Source organism: uncultured Maribacter sp. (assembly GCF_947496775.1).
Classification (GTDB): Bacteria; Bacteroidota; Bacteroidia; order Flavobacteriales; family Flavobacteriaceae; genus Maribacter_B.
On record NZ_CANMDU010000008.1, the window covers coordinates 55,536 to 74,648 of the forward strand.

Below are 19,113 nucleotides of genomic sequence, written 5' to 3' on the forward strand. Positions count from 1 at the left end.
ATGTTTTTTTTTATATAATTTGCAAGATTAATCAAAATTTATGATTGTACAATTTTTAACGTAGTTTTATCTATATTTCCCTTATTTTCTTTGTCATCTAATTCACATAATTCAGAATTATTCGAAACATATTCTGGAACAATTTTCTTCATTAGCTTAACAGTATTACCATTAAAAAACATATTAGTAATGCATAGCTCATCTATCTTAGAACGAACATCTGTATAATCTAAATCTCTTACTTTACTTATTTTGATTTTCTTATGATAAGTAGGGAGAGTGCTTTCTCCATTTGCAAGTAATTCTTCATATAATTTTTCTCCAGGTCGTAAGCCAGTAATTTTTATATCAATATCATCTGGGTAATTAAGACCCGATAGCTTAATCATATTTTTTGCCAAGTCGAATATCTTAACAGATTCTCCCATGTCAAAAATAAATATTTCGCCACCTACACCCATTGCTCCTGCCTCTAAAACTAACTGTGAGGCTTCTGGAATGGTCATAAAATAACGGGTAACATCTTTATGGGTTAAAGTCAATGGCCCACCTTTTTCAATTTGTTTTCTAAATAAGGGAATTACAGAACCATTAGACCCTAAAACATTTCCAAAACGAGTAGTAATAAATTTAGTTTTCTTTTGTTGTTGCATACAGCTTATATACATCTCAGCAATACGCTTACTAGCTCCCATAACATTAGTTGGGTTCACTGCTTTATCTGTGGATACAAATACAAATTTATCTACCTTATGAGCTATGGACAAATCTGCTACAGTTTTAGTTCCTGCAATATTTATTTTTATAGCTTCATACGAATTATATTCCATTAAAGGAACGTGCTTATATGCAGCTGCATGAAAAACCATATTTGGCTTGTGTTCTTCAAAAATAGCATTCAATCTATTTTTATCTCTTACATCACTAACAATCGGAATGAAATTATGAAATCCATTTTGCTTTAATTCTTGTTGTAGATCATATAAAGCAGATTCCGCCTGATCAATTACAATAAGTGATTTATAATTATAACTACATATCTGCCTAACAATCTCACTACCAATAGAACCAGCTCCACCAGAAACTAAGACTACTTTTTCTTCTAACTCCTTCTCTATTTTACTGTTTTTAATTGAAATTGGCGCTCTATCCAGTAAATCTTCAATCTGTACTTGCTTAATTTGAGATGCCTTTAATTCTCCATTGATCCAATCCTCTACAGGAGGAACAATTTTAACTTGTACAGGAAAATCGACTAACCCTTCTACTAATATTCTCAATCTTTTGGGGTCTATATTTTGAATAGAAAATATTACTTCTGTAATATTCTTCTTTAATATAAAGCCTTCTGTAAGCTCATGTTCGCTAAATACTTTAACACCATTTATTTGCTTACCAGATTTTTTGTTATCCGCATCTACATAGCCAACAACCCTAGTAATACCTCTAGAACTACTAGTTAATGCATTTTGTGTTAATATTCCCGATTCCCCCGCACCGTAGATTAAAACATTTTTTGAGACTTTTAAATTTCGCACTAATAAATTAGAATACAAAGATTTAAAAACAAATCTAGAAGCTGTTAAACCAATAAAACTTAAAAGACTAAATATTATTATTATACCTAAGGGTATCGTAAAATTTTCTAGTAAACCAACTTCTCTATTTAGCAACACCAAGGATATCATTAATATACTTGCTAGGCATATTGCATTAAAAATATTATAAACATCTTTAACTCCGGTATGTCTGACCACTCCTTTATAAGAGCCTACAAACAAAAACGAAACAATAGACACTACTACTACAACTGGTAATTGTACCAATAATTTATCTACATCAAAATCAAACGAAAGATTAAAACGTATACAATAAGCTAAGAAAAACGTAACGGCAGCTGTTAAAACATCAATAGCCAGAACCAACCATTTTGAAGCGTATCTTGATATGTTATTATTCAAGTAGTTTTGTATCATACTATTTGGGATTTTATAACATTAATCACTTTAGTTAAATCCTTTTTACTTAAATTAGATCCACTTGGCAAACAAAGACCTCTTTGAAAAAGGACATCTGAAGTTCCATCGGTATATCTTGGATTCTCCTTAAAAATAGGCTGAAGATGCATTGGTTTCCATAAAGGTCGCGATTCTACATTAACCTCTAGAAGTGCCAATCTAATTTTTTCTCTTATTTCAAAAGAAGGGGTCAATATACAACTTAACCATCTATTTGAATAATAATTTTCAGGTTCATCTAAAAACTCAATCTCTGCAAATTCATTCAAATTATCATAATAAAATTGATAATTAGACCTTCGCGCCGATACTCTATCGTCTAAAACTAACATTTGCCCACGACCAATACCAGCCAAAACATTACTCATCCTATAATTATACCCAATACTAGAATGTTCATAATGTGGAGCTTCATCTCTAGCCTGTGTTGCTAAAAATATGGCTTTATTTTTAATTTCAACATTTTTAGTCACAAGCGCCCCTCCTCCAGAGGTAGTAATAATTTTATTACCGTTAAAAGAAAAAATTCCAATATCACCAAAACTTCCACACTTAACACCATTAACATTGCTTCCTAAAGCCTCTGCGCTATCTTCAATAATTGGTATATTAAATTCTTTAGCCACCTTGTTAATCTCATTTATCTTATACGGCATTCCATATAAATGTACTGCAACAATTGCCTTTGGCTTCTTACCTTTTGCAATTCTATCTACAATGGCTTCTCTCAACAATACAGGAGAAATATTCCAGGTATCTTTTTCACTATCCACAAAAACAGGGGTTGCGCCTAAATAAGTTATAGGATTTGCCGAGGCAGAAAAAGTAAAACTTTGACATAAAACTTCATCTCCAGAAGAAACCCCCAATATAGATAAAGCCAAGTGAATAGCACCAGTCCCAGAACTAAGAGCAGCTACGTGAACATCTTCATTTACATAATCTCTAATCGAATTTTCAAATTCATTTACATTAGGACCCAACGGGGCAATCCAATTGGTATCAAAAGCCTCTTTTACAAAGCGCTGTTCCATTCCCCCCATATGAGGAGAGGAAAGCCATATTTTTTCTTCTTTTAAGCTCATTTATTTGATAATCATTTACAATTAACTTTAACTCAAAACTCAATCAATTATTATATATTGCAAAATTACCATGATTTTAAACAACAATAAACTATAATTATCTTAAATCGTCAAAATTTCTTAAAAACTCGCTTAAGTGTAGGTCAAAAGACCATCAACGAATTTTTATGTGCATTAAAGAATTCCTAATAAGCCTGATATATATTACTTTTGCACTTTAAGTATAAAAAAAATATACTTCTCTAAAATTCAGCATGTTTTAAATGAAAATACTAATCACGGGTGTAGCAGGCTTTATAGGGCACCACACAGCCCAATCCCTAATTAAACAAGGTAATGAGGTAGTTGACCTTGAACATATCAATGACTATTACGATGTAAACCTTAAGTATGCACGACTTAAGAAGTTGGGAATTGAACAAACTCAGACCGAGAGTTTTAATCAACTTGTATTCAGTGAAATATTCAAAGAATTTAAGTTTTTTCGTTGTAAAAAAAATTACAAAATTTATTTACAGAAACTTTTTAAAGAAGAAAATATAACTATTTCCCTTTTTACAAACGCAGTTATAAAAAGTGAACCAATCCGAGTATGTAACAACGGAAAACGGGAGAGAGACTTTACTTTTATAGAAGACATAACATTAGGTATCAGAAGAGCATTAAAAAACAACCTTAACAGAAAAGCTATATACAAGGTTTATAACAATGGTAATAACAATTCTGTAAAATTACCTGACTTTATAACATGTATTGAACAAAACCTCGATAAAGTAGCTGAAAAATATGGCTACCAATGCTAGCTGGAGATGTTGAAAAAACCTGAGCTAATGTTGATGATTTAATGAAAGATTATCAATATTCACCTAAAACGACAATTGACTACGGAATCAGTGAATATATAAAATGGCATAAAGAGTATTACTAAAGCTAACCGAAAGCAATAATATTATACATAAGACCGTTTATAATTTCGTTTAAAAGAAGACCAAAAATTTTAAAAAAACATATATTATTAAAATAAAATTTTGAAAAATATAACCCAAAAACAGTAAAAATTAGTTCTGTTCCTAATCTTTCAATGTACATTCAAAACCCTTAGTTTCAATAAACAAAATTAAGGAGTTATTTGAGTATACAATTCAATTTTAGAGTATTAGAAAGAAATTGAACTAATCTATTTGTTGTATTGGAATATTATTAAATAATTAAAAAAATGAATTTAACAGTAATTGGAACTGGCTATGTTGGCCTTGTAAGTGGTACATGTTTTGCAGAAATGGGTAACACCGTTACCTGTATTGACATAGACCAAAAGAAAATCAAAAACTTAGAGAATGGCATTATTCCTATTTATGAACCTGGCTTAGATACGATGGTATCTCGCAATTTCGAAAACAAAACCTTACGTTTTAGCACCAAATTGTCGGATAATTTAGAAAAATGTGATATTGCTTTTATAGCTGTTGGCACTCCAATGGGAGATGATGGTTCTGCAGATTTAAAATATGTATTACAAGTAGCAAAAGAAATAGGTCAAAATATGACCCATAGCTTAATTATAGTTGACAAATCTACGGTTCCTGTTGGAACAGCGGACAAAGTTCGAAAGACTATTCAGGAGGAATTAGAAAAAAGAAAACTGGACATAACTTTTGATGTAGTTTCAAATCCCGAATTTTTGAAAGAAGGAGACGCTATTAACGATTTTATGAGACCCGATAGAGTTGTTATTGGTTCTGATAACGAAGAGGCTACTGAAAAAATGAAAGTTTTATACTCTGCATTTTTTAGAAGTAGCGCAGACCGTGTAATAACCATGGATGTCCGTTCTGCAGAAATGACAAAATATGTTGCCAACGCAATGTTAGCCACAAAAATTTCATTCATGAATGAAATATCGAATATTTGTGAATTAGTCGGCGCAGATGTTAACAAAGTACGTATTGGTATTGGTTCTGATAGTAGAATAGGCTACAGCTTTATTTATCCTGGTAGTGGTTACGGTGGTTCTTGTTTCCCTAAAGATGTTAAAGCTTTAAAGAAAACAGCAGAAGAACATGGTTATACCGCAAAATTAATCTCTTCTGTGGAAGATGTTAACGACAAACAAAAACTAGTAATTGCGAAAAAGGTAATTAACAGATTTGGGGAAAATCTTACCGGAAAAACTTTCTCTGTTTGGGGGCTATCCTTTAAGCCCGAAACAGATGATATGAGAGAAGCTCCGGCTATTTACATTATCAAAGAATTGGTTAAAAGAGGTGCTAAAATCAATGCGTATGACCCAAAAGCCATGGAGGAAGCGCAACACTTTTATTTAAAAGATGTAAAAGGTGTTACATATATGAATTCTAAGTATGCGACATTAAAAAATGCAGATGCCATGATTCTTTTAACAGAATGGAAAGAATTTAGGTCTCCTGATTTTGATGAATTATTAGTACAATTAAATAAACCTATTATCTTTGATGGTAGAAACCAATATAATGATGTTCGCATGAAAAAACTTGGTTTTGAATATTTCCAAATAGGTAAAAAATAAAATTCTGAAAAAACTAAAAATTGGCGTTATTGGTCTTGGTTATGTAGGACTACCTCTAGCAAGGCTTTTCGCAGAAAAATACCCTGTAATTGGTTTTGACATTAATGAAACCAGAGTAAAGGAGTTACAAAATGGTTCTGATAACACTTTAGAAGTTACAGACAGTGTTTTACAAGCTGTACTTCAAAAGACTCCAAAAATGGAGAAAGGTTTATATTGCTCCAATGACTCTCAAGTTCTAGAAGATTGCAATTATTATATTGTAACGGTACCTACACCAGTGGATCGTAACAATAGACCAATACTAACACCTCTTTACAAATCGAGCGAAACGGTTGGTAAAGTATTAAAAAATGGAGACACGGTAATTTATGAATCTACCGTGTATCCAGGTGTTACAGAAGATGAATGCGTTCCTGTATTAGAAAAAGTAAGTGGTCTAAAATTTAATGAAGACTTTTTTGTAGGCTACTCTCCTGAACGTATAAACCCAGGCGACAAAAGGCATACAGTTGAAAAAATACTAAAAGTAACCTCTGGTTCCACTCCTGAAATAGCGCAAAAAGTAGATACGTTATACAAGTCGGTTATTACAGCTGGAACATTTTTAGCTACATCCATAAAAGTAGCGGAAGCATCTAAAGTCATAGAGAATTCTCAAAGAGATATTAATATTGCTTTTGTGAATGAACTAGCCAAAATATTTAATTTAATGGGTATTGATACGCATGATGTCCTAGAAGCCGCCGGAACAAAATGGAATTTTCTTCCATTTAAACCTGGATTAGTTGGTGGTCATTGTATTGGTGTAGACCCCTACTATTTAGCACAAAAAGCTCAAGAGTATGGCTATCACCCCGGGATTATTCTGGAGGGTAGACGCATGAATGATGGTATGGGACAATATGTGGCATCAGAAATAGTTAAACTAATGGTGCAAAAAGACATCAAAGTAAAAGGAAGTAATATATTAATTCTTGGTATTACTTTCAAAGAGAACTGCCCCGATGTTAGGAATACCCAATCTGTCCATGTTATAAGCAATCTGAAAAGTTACCATACGAACATAACTATCTACGACCCATGGGCATCTCCTGAAGAAGTAAAAAAAGAATACGATTTAACTACAAATAATATATTACCAAAAAGAAACAAATATGATGCTATTATCCTAACAGTTGCACATAACGAATTTATCTCATTAGACCTAAAATCTATGCTTACCAACAATGGTATTATTTATGATGTAAAAGGAATATTACCCATAAAAGTGGATGGTAGACTTTAATATTAACTTATAAATGTTTTCGCAAATTTAACAGAACTGTTTGTTAAAACCTCTTACATTATTTAACTCAAAAAACGTCAGAATATCAATCACCTATCTAAATACCATCATCCCAATTCATAGATTAGTAATATTTTGAGCAAAAACTAAAATTTTAATCATAAACAATGAGTTTTTATAGTCTCATAAGCATTATTGGGCTGTAAATTATCTTTCATATAATTATAGCCGTTTTCCCCTAAATTTTTACGTAATTCAGGATTATTATAAAGTTGCATTAATTTATCTTTTAATAAAGCAGTCTTTCCAGCTTCCGCCCATAATCCAGAGTTAGTTTCTTCTAAAATTATTCCAAAATCTGTTTGTAAATCAACAGAGGCCAATACCGGTATTTTATTACCAAAATAAGACAATACTTTAGAAGGGAAGTTAGGGATAGTAAAATCTTCACTCAAGGAAATTAAACCAACATCGGCTAATCGTAACAAATCATTATAATCATTTTTTGGGATTTTATTTTCAAGAATTACATTCTTTAATTTTAACTCTTTAACAAGATTACTAATTCTTTGTTTTTCTGTTCCGGAACCAATAATAAAAAAAACTATATCCTTAAATTCTTTACAGCTATTTGCTAACTCTATAATATTTTCCATTTTTTGTGGCCTTCCTATATTGCCACCAAAAATGACTATAAACTTGTCTTTTACTCCATAATTTAACAACAATTCATCTGAAGCTGTTATTCCATTATAATTAGGGAGGTACTCCCAATTAGGCAATAAATGTAATTTACTAATGTTCAATTTTGGATTATGACGCTCTATATAACTAACATTAGCTGGAGACATACAACCAATACTATCAGAAACATTATAAAGCTCTAATTCTTTTTTTCTAAAAATAGAATATAAAAGCCCTCCTTTTTTCATCATTTTAAGATCCACAGCGTTCTGAGGAAAAATATCTCTTAAGATTAAGTATAATTTAGCACCAGATTTTTTCTTTATCCATATTGCGGTTTTAGTTAAGGTAATAGGTGGTGTAGCCAACAAGACCAAATCAAAATCAAATTTTATTTTATTTCTTTTTAGAGCTTTTTTATATTGGTAAGATAATAAAATGTTTGCTATCCCCTTTTTTACAATTCCGACATTAAAAAGAGGCAAGGTTGCAACACGAATGACCTTAACGCCACCTTCTAATCGTAAACCTATATCCTTTTTATTATTTGCAGGAGCAATTACAAGTACATCATGACCATTTTTATGAAACTCCTGAATTAAATCGGTATACAGCCCCGTAAATTTGGATACATCCGGAAAACCTAAAGCAAGGAAAATTATTTTTTTCATACTATTATTTTATCGTACAATTATTTTGACCAAACTACTCTGTTTATATAATCTACATAAGAGACAATAATACGAACTACTTTTTCACTCACATTGGGCATGGAATAATCTCCCACTGGTCTAAAGTTACGTTCAGGATTTGTTTTTTGAGCTTCTAAAGCTACCAGTCCTTGCAATATACGTTCAGGATTCATACCTACCATCATTACCGAAGCTTCCTCCATAGCTTCTGGTCTTTCATGAGCATCCCTAATATTTAAGGCTCTAAAATTTAAGATAGAAGATTCTTCAGATATTGTTCCACTATCCGACAGAACAGCAAACGAATTCAATTGTAAGGCATTATAATCAGAAAAACCCAGAGGTTTTAGAAATTGTATATTTTTATGAACATCTAGTTTTTTTGCATCCAACATATTTCGCGTTCTTGGATGTGTAGACACTATGATTGGGTAGTCGTATTTTTTAGCTATTAAATTTAAAGAGGTAATAAGTCCTTCAAAATTCTTAGGATTACTTATATTTTCTTCTCGATGAGAGCTAACCACAAAATATTTCTCTTGTTCCAGTTTTAATTTTTCTAAAACATTCGAGGCTTCTATTTTAGATTTATATTTCATTAAAACCTCGAACATAGGACTACCAGTTTTAATAATTCTATCTGACGGCAAGCCTTCTCTTAATAGATACTCTCTTGCAATGTCACTATATGTAAGGTTAACATCAGAAACATGATCAACAATTTTCCTGTTAGTTTCTTCAGGTACCCGTTGATCAAAACAACGATTACCAGCCTCCATATGGAAAACAGGAATTTTTCTTTTTTTAGCAGGAATAGCACATAGACAAGAATTTGTATCTCCCAAAACCAAAAAAGCATCGGGTTGAATCTCTTCTAATAACGGATCTATTTTAATTAAAATATTCCCTACAGTCTCTGTTGCATTCTTTCCTGCTGCATTTAAAAAATGATCCGGTTTTCTTATCCCTAAATCTTCAAAGAAAATTTCATTAAGTTCATAATCATAATTTTGTCCGGTATGAACTAGTATATGTTCTATTGCTTCGTTAGCATCTAAGGCATTTAAAACACAAGCAAGACGAATTATTTCTGGTCTTGTTCCAACAACGGTAAAAACTTTTAATTTTTTCAAAATATTATCTGTATCTAATTATTTTTAAACATTTTCAAAATATGTATCCGCATCTTCTTGATTATACGGCTCATTTATCCAAAACAATGTAATTAATTCTTCTTCTCCTATATTTTTAATATTATGTGTGTACCAAATAGGCATATCTACATAGGCAGGCTCTTTACCGTCTAAATAATAATCTATTACTTCATCTGTACCAATTTTACGTAATTGTATAAGTGCTTTACCACTTATAACAGCAAAACGTTCTGCTTTTCTAGTATGAAAATGATTTCCTCTAGTAATCCCTGGTACAGTTGTGGAAAAAGAAAATTGACCACTAGTCTGCGTTCTTGCTATTTCAACAAAACTTCCTCTGGGATCCGTATGCTTAGTAAATTTCACAGGATAATGCGTCTCAGGAACATAACACCTAAAGGTATTAAATAGCGCTTTTTCGAAAGCAGCTTCTAAACTTGGGAAAATTCCGTTTTCCATATAGTCCGATTTATATCTTTTTAAAAGATTTAATATTTCGGATACTTTTTTGTAATGATTAGGCTTTATATTTAGCTCAGAACTTGTCCTACTAAGACTTATAGTATTTTCTGTATTTTTAATTACAGCTATAAACAGTGCTACTAATTCATTAATATAAATTAAACCAACTTCCGAATCATTTATAATAGTAGGTTCTTCTCCACGTGCAATTTTATGGCAAAATGTTGCCACAACCGAATTGTAGTTGGGTCTACCAAAAGGACCAAAAACATTAGGTATCGTCAAAGATGTAAATTTAGAGTTGTTTTTATCCGCCCAAGCGATAAATTTTTCTTTCCCTTCTTTTTTTGATTTTCCATATAGGTTATCATTTATTTCTTGCGAAGAAGAAGAAAATATAATGTGCGGAGTTACATTTGTAGCCTCACAAGCCGCAATCAATTTATCTACTAATGCTATATTAGTTGCATAAATAACATTAGCATCCTCATGGCGATTCATGGCTGCTAAATGAACAATAACATCGCACGAGCTTACAAAATTTTCAAGATTTTTGGTGTTTTCAAAAAATGATCGATTAAACGGTATTAATTCAATAGTATCATCTAAAGATAAGGTTGTATATAGATGGTTTCCAACAAAGCCTGCTTGACCAGTTATACCTACTTTTTTCATTTATATTTTTTTATGCCAATTGGCGTTGTATTCTGTTTCCGGAAACCTATAATCGTCTCCCATGGATTCTGACAAAGTGACGTCAGAAAAAACAAGTAATTTAGAATTTTCATCTATTGCCTTAAAACCAGATGCATAACCACCAGGAGTTTTCAATATTTGAGGGTTAGCACTACTCAATACAAAACGCTCTATTAATAAGTCAGGTCTCAAATTTCCTTCTTTATCTAACGCTATTAAATGAATAACAAATGACCCTGCGCTGCAATAAAACCACTTAGTTTCTAACAAATGCCCTTGCCAAGCTCTTATGCTTGTTGTATTACTAGGGTTAATTTCATAAAATCGTTTTATTGGTTCCATAGAAAATTCATTAAAAAAAACGAGTTTCCCTCTTTCATCATTATGGGCATCGCCCTGAATATTTGTAATTTTCATAACTACAAATTCTCCTTAATAAAATCTAGATTTAATAAGGTTTGCTTAAGCTCATCATTGGTTAGCTGTTCAGTATTATGGGAATGATAATCTTCAATAACGCTTACATCTTCTTTTCCTTCTGAGAAAAATTTACTATAATTTAAGTCTCTATTGTCTGCAGGAATTCTGTAAAATTCTCCCATATCCTCTGCTTTTTGCATTTCTTCGCGAGTACAAAGTGTTTCATATAACTTTTCACCATGCCTGGTTCCTATAACTTTTATTTCATTGTCCGCCTTATAAATATCTTTTATTGATTCTGCCAGATCTCCTATGGTACTTGCCGGAGCCTTATTAACAAATAAATCTCCTTGATTACCATGTGTAAAAGCAAATATCACCAAGTCCACAGCATCTTCTAAAGACATCAAAAAACGAGTCATATTTGGATCTGTAATTGTCAACGGTGCTTTTTCTTTTATTTGTTTTACAAATAATGGTATTACAGAACCTCTAGAAGCCATAACGTTACCATATCTGGTTAGACAAACAATAGTATTATCCTCTGGAATATTACGGGAAGCTGCAACAGCAACTTTCTCCATTAGCGCTTTACTTATTCCCATTGCATTAATAGGGTAAGCAGCCTTATCTGTACTTAAACAAATAACACGTTTTACATTATTTTCAACAGCCGCATCGATTGTGTTCTGAGTACCAAAAACATTTGTTTTAGTGGCTTCTAAAGGAAAAAACTCGCAAGAAGGCACCTGTTTTAAAGCCGCTGCATGGAATACATAATCTACGCCTTTCATTGCTTTAGCAATACTTTTATAATCTCTTACGTCTCCTATGTAAAATTTTATTTTTTCATTCCTTAGTGTATTACGCATATCATCTTGCTTTTTCTCATCCCTAGAAAAAATGCGAATCTCTTTAATATTAGTTTCTAAAAAACGGTTTAATACAGCATTCCCAAAGGACCCTGTACCGCCTGTAATAAGTAATGTTTTATCTTTAAACATAATATATGCCTTGTTAATTTTTTTATTTTCTTTTAATAACTATTTTTTTTAAGAATTATTTCCTTGATTTATCTAAATCATGTTCTAAAACTTTACTTATTAAATTTGATTGATAATATGGGTTATATTTCTCATCTATTATTTTATAACAGTTTTCTCTTATATTATTTCTATTTTTGGGCTTATTAGGATTAAACCATGTACTAATCTTGCCACCTAAATCCTCAATTGAATTCATCTTAAAAAAATCTCCGTTTTCACCAGGAAGGATTGCCTCGGCCTCTGGCATTTGGTAAGCAAAATTATCATGGGTAATTACAGGGGTTCCGTAACTAAAACAATGGATTACAGTTAAACCTACATTACCTGGCGAAACACACAAATCTGCTTCGTACACTAAATCCGACAAGACTGACTCATTGTAACAGGAGCCATAAAACCATGTCTGCGATTTTATTGTTTTCGAGAGAATCTTTAATTTTTCCATTTCATCACCATCACCAATCAACACAATATTAAATCTAAGAGTATCACTTTCAATCAATTTCAAAGCTTCAAATAGCTGATGCAATTTTTTTTGAGCCGTTAGGCGACCGATAAACAGTAGAACAGGAAAATCGTTATTAAAATAATTTTTAAACACTCCTTTTTCTATTTTTTTTGATCTTTGCTCTTTATGAAAATCGTAATCCAAGGAATTGTAAATTATTTTTAATTTATTTGATTCAATCCCTTTTGCTTCCAAAATTTTCTTTGAGTGATTACCATATAATAGAATACCATTGGGAATGGAAAAAAAAAGTTTTTTGATAAACATTTCTATTTTGCCCTCCTTACCGTACGCACCATGAGACCAAAAATATACATTCTTGCCATTCATCCTTGCCAATATACTTGTAATCCATGTAGATATTCCTCTAGGGTTTCCACTAAATATCAAAGCATCATATTTTTCGAATGCTGTTTTCACTACATTTTTCTGCCAATAAAACTGCTTCTTAAAAAACATATTCTTCACTTCATTCCAATTGAATTTCTCATTTAAGGTGTCAACTGGAATATACTCAATATTACTGTGCGTATTTTTAGCTTCCAAATAGAAAACAAAATCCATATTTTCTAGACTATTCATTTTTTCCCATATGTAAAGCCTATATAATGGAGAAATCATAGGAATCATTGCAACTTTATAATTCATAACAATAAACTGATTTAATTTAAAACAGGAGACAACAATTTACTCTAGTTTATTCGCGGAAATACTTATTTAATGTATTGATATCAATTTTTGACTCCCTAAAGAAACCAATATGTTCATCAATTTCATTTTCCGTAAAATTCCACCATTTTATTTCCAACAATCGCTTAATTGTTTCTTGGTCAAATCTGTATTTTATTATCTTGGCGGGAACACCTCCCACTATGGCATAAGGAGGTACATTTTTTGTAACTAAGGACCTGGAACCTACCACTGCCCCATCTCCTATAGTTACCCCTCCCATAATAAGACTCTTGCTTCCAATCCACACATCATTACCTACCTTAATAGGGCGATTCTGTTCATACTTAATGGGTTTTACCCATTTATTAAACAATGAGTTTCGATTATAGAATAATTGACTGGTAGAGCCATGCGTTATCGGGTGTCTTCCTGCTCCGAATTGCACGTTGTCAGCAAATGAACTAAAATTACCAACTGTAGTATACAATAAAGAACAGCCTTTACTAACCCTTGTATATTTTCCAATATTGGATTTAAGTAATCTTACGAAAGGCCCCAATTTGCTAACATTGGTAAAAGTTGAATCTTTATCCCAATAGGACAGGAACGAAATGTCTTTGTAGAACAATTTTTTATAAGAAAAAATTGAAGCTATATAATATAGGTATCTCATTTTTTAGTTTAATATAATATTTGATAGAAAAAAGCAATAATCTCATTAGCCAATATATCATTCGTAAAAACCAACAATAGCATCAAAATGATATCTTTTTACAGATTATTAGTATTAATTTAAAACATTTTTCCACTGCTCCAAAATATTGGAAAGTTTAAATTCTTGAATAAAGTTTTGATTATTTCTAGAAAAATTAACTCTAGTTTTTCTAGAATCTATTAAAAAGGAAATTTTATTAGCCATCTCCTCAGTATCAAATGGTTTTATCAAAAAACCATTTATACTATTATGGATTATTTCACTAGGCCCTGTAGGCACATCAAAACTCACAAGAGGTAGTTCATTCGCCATTCCTTCAAGTAAACTCATAGGAAATCCCTCAAATGACGAAGTCATTACTAATATCGAATGTTGTTGATAAACATCATAAATATTCGAAGTGTGGCCTTCGAAAATAACTCGATCTGTAAGTTTCATTTCAATAATTCTTTGCTTTAACACCTCCTCCAATTCTCCTGAACCAAAAATATGCCAAGTATAATCTTTGTGATTCACTAAAACAATAGAAGCTACTTCTAATAATAATGATTCGAAATTTTTAGAATCGGTAATTCTTCCTACACTTAGTATTTTTTTTGAATCCGCGCTATAAGATAACTTTCTAGATGTAAGTTTATTGTCAATAGGATTGTAAATTTGGACAACTTTTTTTGCTAGAGTATTATTCTCATAGTCCTTTTTGCCAGATTTTGTTAGCGTAATTACCGTATCAGAAAAAAATGAAGTAAATTTTTCATTAAACATTTTAAAAAAATGCTTTTCACCTTTAAAACTTGAATGAGACCAATAAACCAATTTACTTTTTTTGAATAAGGAACTAATAACCCCTAAAGGACCTACGAGGTGACCGCAGCTAACTAGTATGGAGATGTCATTTTGGCGTAGAAGGCTTCGTAGTCTAAAACTCGCCTTTATTATTCCTTTCTTCATTGAAAGCCTATCGCTCAACAAATCATGATATATTATTTCATTTGACCATTCATAACCGTCTCTATTACTTGGATGAAAACTGAAAATATGTATTTCGTAAAGTTCAGTATTGACTAGAGATTGAGTTACAATTGAAGTAACTCTAGAAATACCCCCTCTTTCAGCAAGTCTCCCCATTAAAAACCCAATATTTTTTTTCTTTACAACGGAACTCATAAAATTACTTTTTAACTATTGATATTACCTTCGATTTAATCTCTATATACTCCTTTAATTGTAGTCTTTCATTAATCAATAAAAAGGTAACTAGGCCTACAAAAATTTGTAATACTAGCATTAATAACAAAGAAAAATCAAATTTTGAGATTATAAACATCACAACAAACATAACAACTGGAGTTATAAGGAAGGGGATTATGTCCTTAATTTGTTCCAATAATGAATATGAAATCAATTTCTTGGCATAATAGCTATTGATAAAATATTCTATTATTGAAAATAGTATTAAACCATACAGCATAGCTTCTATACTGATAAAAACTGTGCTAAGCAATAATGGTATTAAAATAATCTTCTTAATTACTTCTAACCTAAGCATTAAATCAGAGTAGCCAAGGGATGTCAATAGATTGATATTTAAAATCTGTAAAGGATATAAAGCTCCAGGAATACACAAAAGCTGTAAATAGTATATGGACGGATACCACTTATCTCCAACTGTTAGTAAAATAATAGGTTTGGCCATTGCAGCAATCATAAGAATTATAGTGAAATTTAAAAGTACACTATATCTAAGAAATCTACGAAACACAGATTTTAACCCTAAAAGATCTTTTTGAAAAGTAGCTAATATCGGATAACTAATCCTTGATATGGCTTGAGTAATATTCACTGAAAAAGGCCTTTGAAATTGATCAGCTCTAGTATAATACCCAAGATCCGCGGGAGAAAAATACTTCCCAATTAAGAAATAGTATATGTTTTTATATATGGTATTTATCAATTTTGATATTAATATTTTGTACCCAAAACTAAACAAATCTTTAAAACTACTTTTGGAAAATACAAATGAAGGCCTCCAACTATTGAGAACCCAAAGTAATATACACACTATTAAAGGTCTCAAAATAGACAAAGCCACCATACTCCATACACCAAAGTTATTATAAGCCATATAAATCGCAACTATAGCGCTTAAAATTGATGAAATGATTTTTACTATAGATAAAATCTTAAAATTTAATTGAATTATTATAATTGAATTTTGTATAATAGTAAAAGCATTTATAATAATTATTATTCCTGAATATTTTAGTATTTCTTCTAAAATATCTTCATGAAAGAAATCAGCAATTTTATTTGAGAATGCGTAGATTATGATGTAAATACCAATACTCACAATAAGATTCGTGTAGAAAACAGTATTATAATCCTTGCTGTTTACATTTGACTTCCTTATTAAAGCATCACTAAACCCTCCTTCCACCAAAGAACTAGCTATAGCAACAAAAACTGTAATAATACCTATAATTCCAAAATCTTCAGGAGTAAGCAATCTTGCTAAGATAACCCCAACCAGAAAAATTACTCCTTGACCAAAAACACCTTCAAAAGCAGTCCATCCAAAACCACTTATTGCCTTATTTCTCAATGACATTTTCGGAAAATTTGTTTTTTACAATTAAAGACTCGTTTTCCAATAATGCAACAAACATAAAAAAATATAACATTGCGTAGGGAAACTTATAGAAAACGTAAAAATTATTATATAGAATAAAAGTGAAGAAAAATAATAAAAGAAGTTTCAACATTGAATCCTTTGATTTTTTCAAGAGAACAATACTTCTAAAAAATGGCGTGAATAATAATAATATAAGTAATATGCCCCCTATAATACCATGCTCTGAAAGAACTTCTGCATAGGAATTATGAGTAAACTGTCGTAGTGGAGTATATAGAGGAAACTGCCCTAGTCCAACTCCAGTCAAAGGGTACTCCGAAAAAACCTCCATACCTTCTTTTGCCAGTACACTTCTACTATCTTCAGCAGAATTAGATACTCTATTTGCAATATTAGAATTTGAGTATGTATCAATTAGCTTAAGTATAAAAACTATACTTAGCCCAAAAATTAATATAAATCGAAAAATTTGTTTAAAAGACTGCCCACCCTTTTGCCTGTCTATTAAAAACCAAAAAGTTACGTTTATCAATAAAACAAATAACAATCCAGACCTAGATTGAGTAACAAATGCAAGAACTAAAAACAAAATAGGCAAAATCATGCATAAAATAAACACCACTTTCGATTTATTTTTGACATAGATACAGAGAATTGAGATATTTGCAAAATAACTTAAATAAGAGTAATAATTCGCATTAAACAAGAATCGATTCCTTCTTCCTTTTAAGCTAGCAAAGCCTTCTAAAAGATAATTTCCATTTATATATGCAATATAAATAAGTAACAAAATTGAAACAACAAAACCAATATGAATATAATTTTCAAGCCCTTTAGTTCTAACTAATATATAAGCCGAAATACTTGCCATTAAAGTATAAATCATTTTCCTAAATTCATCAGAAAACCGGGTATAATCCTCCAAAAAATAGACTCCGATAAGTGCATATAAAACAAGAACCACAAAGTACATTAAAATTGTACTACCAGCACTACCTCTACTTTGGTGAAAAACATTTTGTAAACTTAAAATAGTTAATACTGGAAGCAAAAGTAATGTGGCGAATTGTTGATAAATTTCACCTAAATATTTCCCAAGCACTACATTAAAAATTATGAAAACAAATAGTATAACCCCTTCTAAATCCAGGAAAGCTTTTTTTTTCAAGAAATCAACGTTTTAATTTTACGCAAATATAGCTATAATAATTTCGATTGAACATTTAATGGTTCAAATTGGACAGAAAACCGATTAACGGAAAATATCCAAAATTGGAATCTTTTTTAATAATTTTAGGAGTTGTAATGGAGATGAAAATCTTAACTAGTTAAAAAATGTTTAATTTTCATTAACTATAATAACCACTTTGTATTTTACAAATTACACTAATGACTCAGAAGATCTTTTACGAATTAACTTAGCTGGATTACCCCCATAGATACCATAATCTTCCAAATCTTTCGTCACAATACTTCCAGCTGCAATAATAACCCCATTCCCTATTTTTTTTCCGGGTAATATAATGACCCTTCCCCCAATCCATACATCATTCCCTATAAATGTTTGTTTACTTGGAGAGTGCCCTTGTTTATTCATAGGGATAGACAAATCTGAAAACTGATGGTTTGAAGCATATATTATACACTCTGGCCCCATCATTACATCATCCCCAATAATCGTATTCGGTGGAATTGAAGCATTTATTCCTATTCCAGAATTATTACCTATTATGATATTTGCGCCATAGCCAAATTTAGCTCCTTTTTCAATATTTATATTTTTTCCATAGGATTTAAATATATGTGAACATAATACACCACGAATCTTTTTGCAATACTTCCCAATAAACGGTGTAGCTGACTTAGGCAAGTAATAACCAAAAAACCGATATAGTGCAAAAAAAACTATTTTCATAATCTTATCTTAAATCAATATTTATTTGACAAATATGATCAAAAAATAAAATATACTATAAAAAAACTATTATAATTAACTAAATTAATACTATTGAATTAGGAACATACGAAGTGTTTTTCGTTTTCGTTTTTATAAAAACATTAATAAATTAAATAAAAGATTTAAAAGAACAAATTAATCAATTTTAAAGAAACCCTTGAGCTACAACTTCTTTACGCAAGATATAAGTTAACAGAATATTTTTCAAAATCTCCCTATCTAAGAATTCCAGAGAATGATTACCATTATAACTCCCCTATGACAAGCGGATTGTGATTACACTTCTTCAAAATTCCTGAAGAAATAGAAGCTCAGAGCATCTTAGTATCTTTTCTCTTTTATACAAACCTCCGCATACATAGCATATTATTCGATTAGACAGTATAATACTCATTTCACTTTGCCTAATTAACTTGTTATTACCTCTATATATTCCTTTCAAGACTTGTAACACTTTGTAGGTCGACTCATATAAAATTTCTAATATTGACAACTATTTAAACTAACTATCTGCACTCACAAGGATAAAGTCGTTTTGT

At 30.9% G+C, this 19,113-nt stretch carries 15 protein-coding genes and 1 pseudogene; 3 read left to right on the top strand and 13 right to left on the bottom strand.

Annotated features, from left to right (window positions below; genetic code table 11):
- Positions 1 to 38: 38 nt before the first annotated feature.
- Positions 39 to 1,976: a nucleoside-diphosphate sugar epimerase/dehydratase gene (locus Q0856_RS13080; protein WP_298505709.1), complete on the bottom strand. Its 1,938-nt coding sequence runs from the start codon at positions 1,974 to 1,976 to the stop codon at positions 39 to 41.
- The gene (locus Q0856_RS13085) at positions 1,973 to 3,103 is read right to left on the bottom strand and encodes an aminotransferase class I/II-fold pyridoxal phosphate-dependent enzyme (RefSeq protein WP_298505712.1); all 1,131 of its coding nucleotides are present in this window, start codon (positions 3,101 to 3,103) and stop codon (positions 1,973 to 1,975) included. Before Q0856_RS13085 ends, Q0856_RS13080 begins: the two co-directional genes overlap by 4 nt.
- A gap of 263 nt (positions 3,104 to 3,366) precedes the next feature.
- Between Q0856_RS13085 and Q0856_RS13090 the strand changes: the two genes are divergently transcribed.
- The 3 genes from Q0856_RS13090 to Q0856_RS13100 all read left to right on the top strand — a co-directional run bounded on the left by Q0856_RS13090 (position 3,367) and on the right by Q0856_RS13100 (position 6,936).
- Positions 3,367 to 3,906 (top strand): NAD-dependent epimerase/dehydratase family protein, encoded by a 540-nt coding sequence (locus tag Q0856_RS13090; protein WP_298505715.1) that lies wholly within the window; start codon positions 3,367 to 3,369, stop codon positions 3,904 to 3,906.
- 413 nt (positions 3,907 to 4,319) lie between these two features.
- Positions 4,320 to 5,648, top strand: coding sequence for a UDP-glucose/GDP-mannose dehydrogenase family protein (locus tag Q0856_RS13095; RefSeq protein ID WP_298505718.1), 1,329 nt, complete (start codon positions 4,320 to 4,322; stop codon positions 5,646 to 5,648).
- 4 nt (positions 5,649 to 5,652) lie between these two features.
- Entirely contained in the window at positions 5,653 to 6,936 is a 1,284-nt protein-coding gene (locus Q0856_RS13100) for a nucleotide sugar dehydrogenase (RefSeq protein ID WP_298505962.1), read from the top strand.
- Positions 6,937 to 7,094: 158 nt separating this feature from the next.
- Here Q0856_RS13100 and Q0856_RS13105 read toward each other — a convergent pair whose 3' ends face one another.
- The 11 genes and pseudogenes from Q0856_RS13105 to Q0856_RS13155 all read right to left on the bottom strand — a co-directional run bounded on the left by Q0856_RS13105 (position 7,095) and on the right by Q0856_RS13155 (position 18,487).
- Positions 7,095 to 8,291, bottom strand: coding sequence for a glycosyltransferase family 4 protein (locus Q0856_RS13105; protein ID WP_298505721.1), 1,197 nt, complete (start codon positions 8,289 to 8,291; stop codon positions 7,095 to 7,097).
- 20 nt (positions 8,292 to 8,311) lie between these two features.
- Positions 8,312 to 9,445 (bottom strand): UDP-N-acetylglucosamine 2-epimerase (non-hydrolyzing), encoded by a 1,134-nt coding sequence (gene wecB / locus Q0856_RS13110; RefSeq protein WP_298505723.1) that lies wholly within the window; start codon positions 9,443 to 9,445, stop codon positions 8,312 to 8,314.
- Positions 9,446 to 9,469: 24 nt separating this feature from the next.
- Positions 9,470 to 10,603 carry an NAD-dependent epimerase/dehydratase family protein gene (locus tag Q0856_RS13115; protein ID WP_298505726.1) on the bottom strand — a complete coding sequence of 378 codons (1,134 nt, stop codon included), beginning with the start codon at positions 10,601 to 10,603 and terminating at the stop codon, positions 9,470 to 9,472.
- Entirely contained in the window at positions 10,604 to 11,041 is a 438-nt protein-coding gene (locus Q0856_RS13120) for a hypothetical protein (protein ID WP_298505729.1), read from the bottom strand.
- A 2-nt stretch (positions 11,042 to 11,043) separates the two neighbouring features.
- Positions 11,044 to 12,048: a polysaccharide biosynthesis protein gene (locus Q0856_RS13125; protein WP_298505730.1), complete on the bottom strand. Its 1,005-nt coding sequence runs from the start codon at positions 12,046 to 12,048 to the stop codon at positions 11,044 to 11,046.
- Between the two features lie 55 nt (positions 12,049 to 12,103).
- Positions 12,104 to 13,246 (bottom strand): glycosyltransferase, encoded by a 1,143-nt coding sequence (locus tag Q0856_RS13130; RefSeq protein ID WP_298505731.1) that lies wholly within the window; start codon positions 13,244 to 13,246, stop codon positions 12,104 to 12,106.
- A gap of 49 nt (positions 13,247 to 13,295) precedes the next feature.
- A pseudogene (locus Q0856_RS13135) lies at positions 13,296 to 13,589 on the bottom strand (CatB-related O-acetyltransferase); the annotation flags it as partial.
- A 468-nt stretch (positions 13,590 to 14,057) separates the two neighbouring features.
- Positions 14,058 to 15,152: a glycosyltransferase gene (locus Q0856_RS13140; RefSeq protein ID WP_298505734.1), complete on the bottom strand. Its 1,095-nt coding sequence runs from the start codon at positions 15,150 to 15,152 to the stop codon at positions 14,058 to 14,060.
- Positions 15,153 to 15,156: 4 nt separating this feature from the next.
- The gene (locus tag Q0856_RS13145; protein ID WP_298505736.1) at positions 15,157 to 16,593 is read right to left on the bottom strand and encodes a lipopolysaccharide biosynthesis protein; all 1,437 of its coding nucleotides are present in this window, start codon (positions 16,591 to 16,593) and stop codon (positions 15,157 to 15,159) included.
- Positions 16,577 to 17,785 (bottom strand): O-antigen ligase family protein, encoded by a 1,209-nt coding sequence (locus Q0856_RS13150; RefSeq protein ID WP_298505738.1) that lies wholly within the window; start codon positions 17,783 to 17,785, stop codon positions 16,577 to 16,579. The genes Q0856_RS13145 and Q0856_RS13150 overlap by 17 nt, the downstream gene beginning before the upstream one ends.
- Positions 17,786 to 17,998: 213 nt before the next feature.
- On the bottom strand, positions 17,999 to 18,487 hold the full coding sequence (locus tag Q0856_RS13155; RefSeq protein ID WP_298505740.1) for an acyltransferase: 489 nt from the start codon (positions 18,485 to 18,487) through the stop codon (positions 17,999 to 18,001).
- Positions 18,488 to 19,113 lie beyond the last annotated feature (626 nt).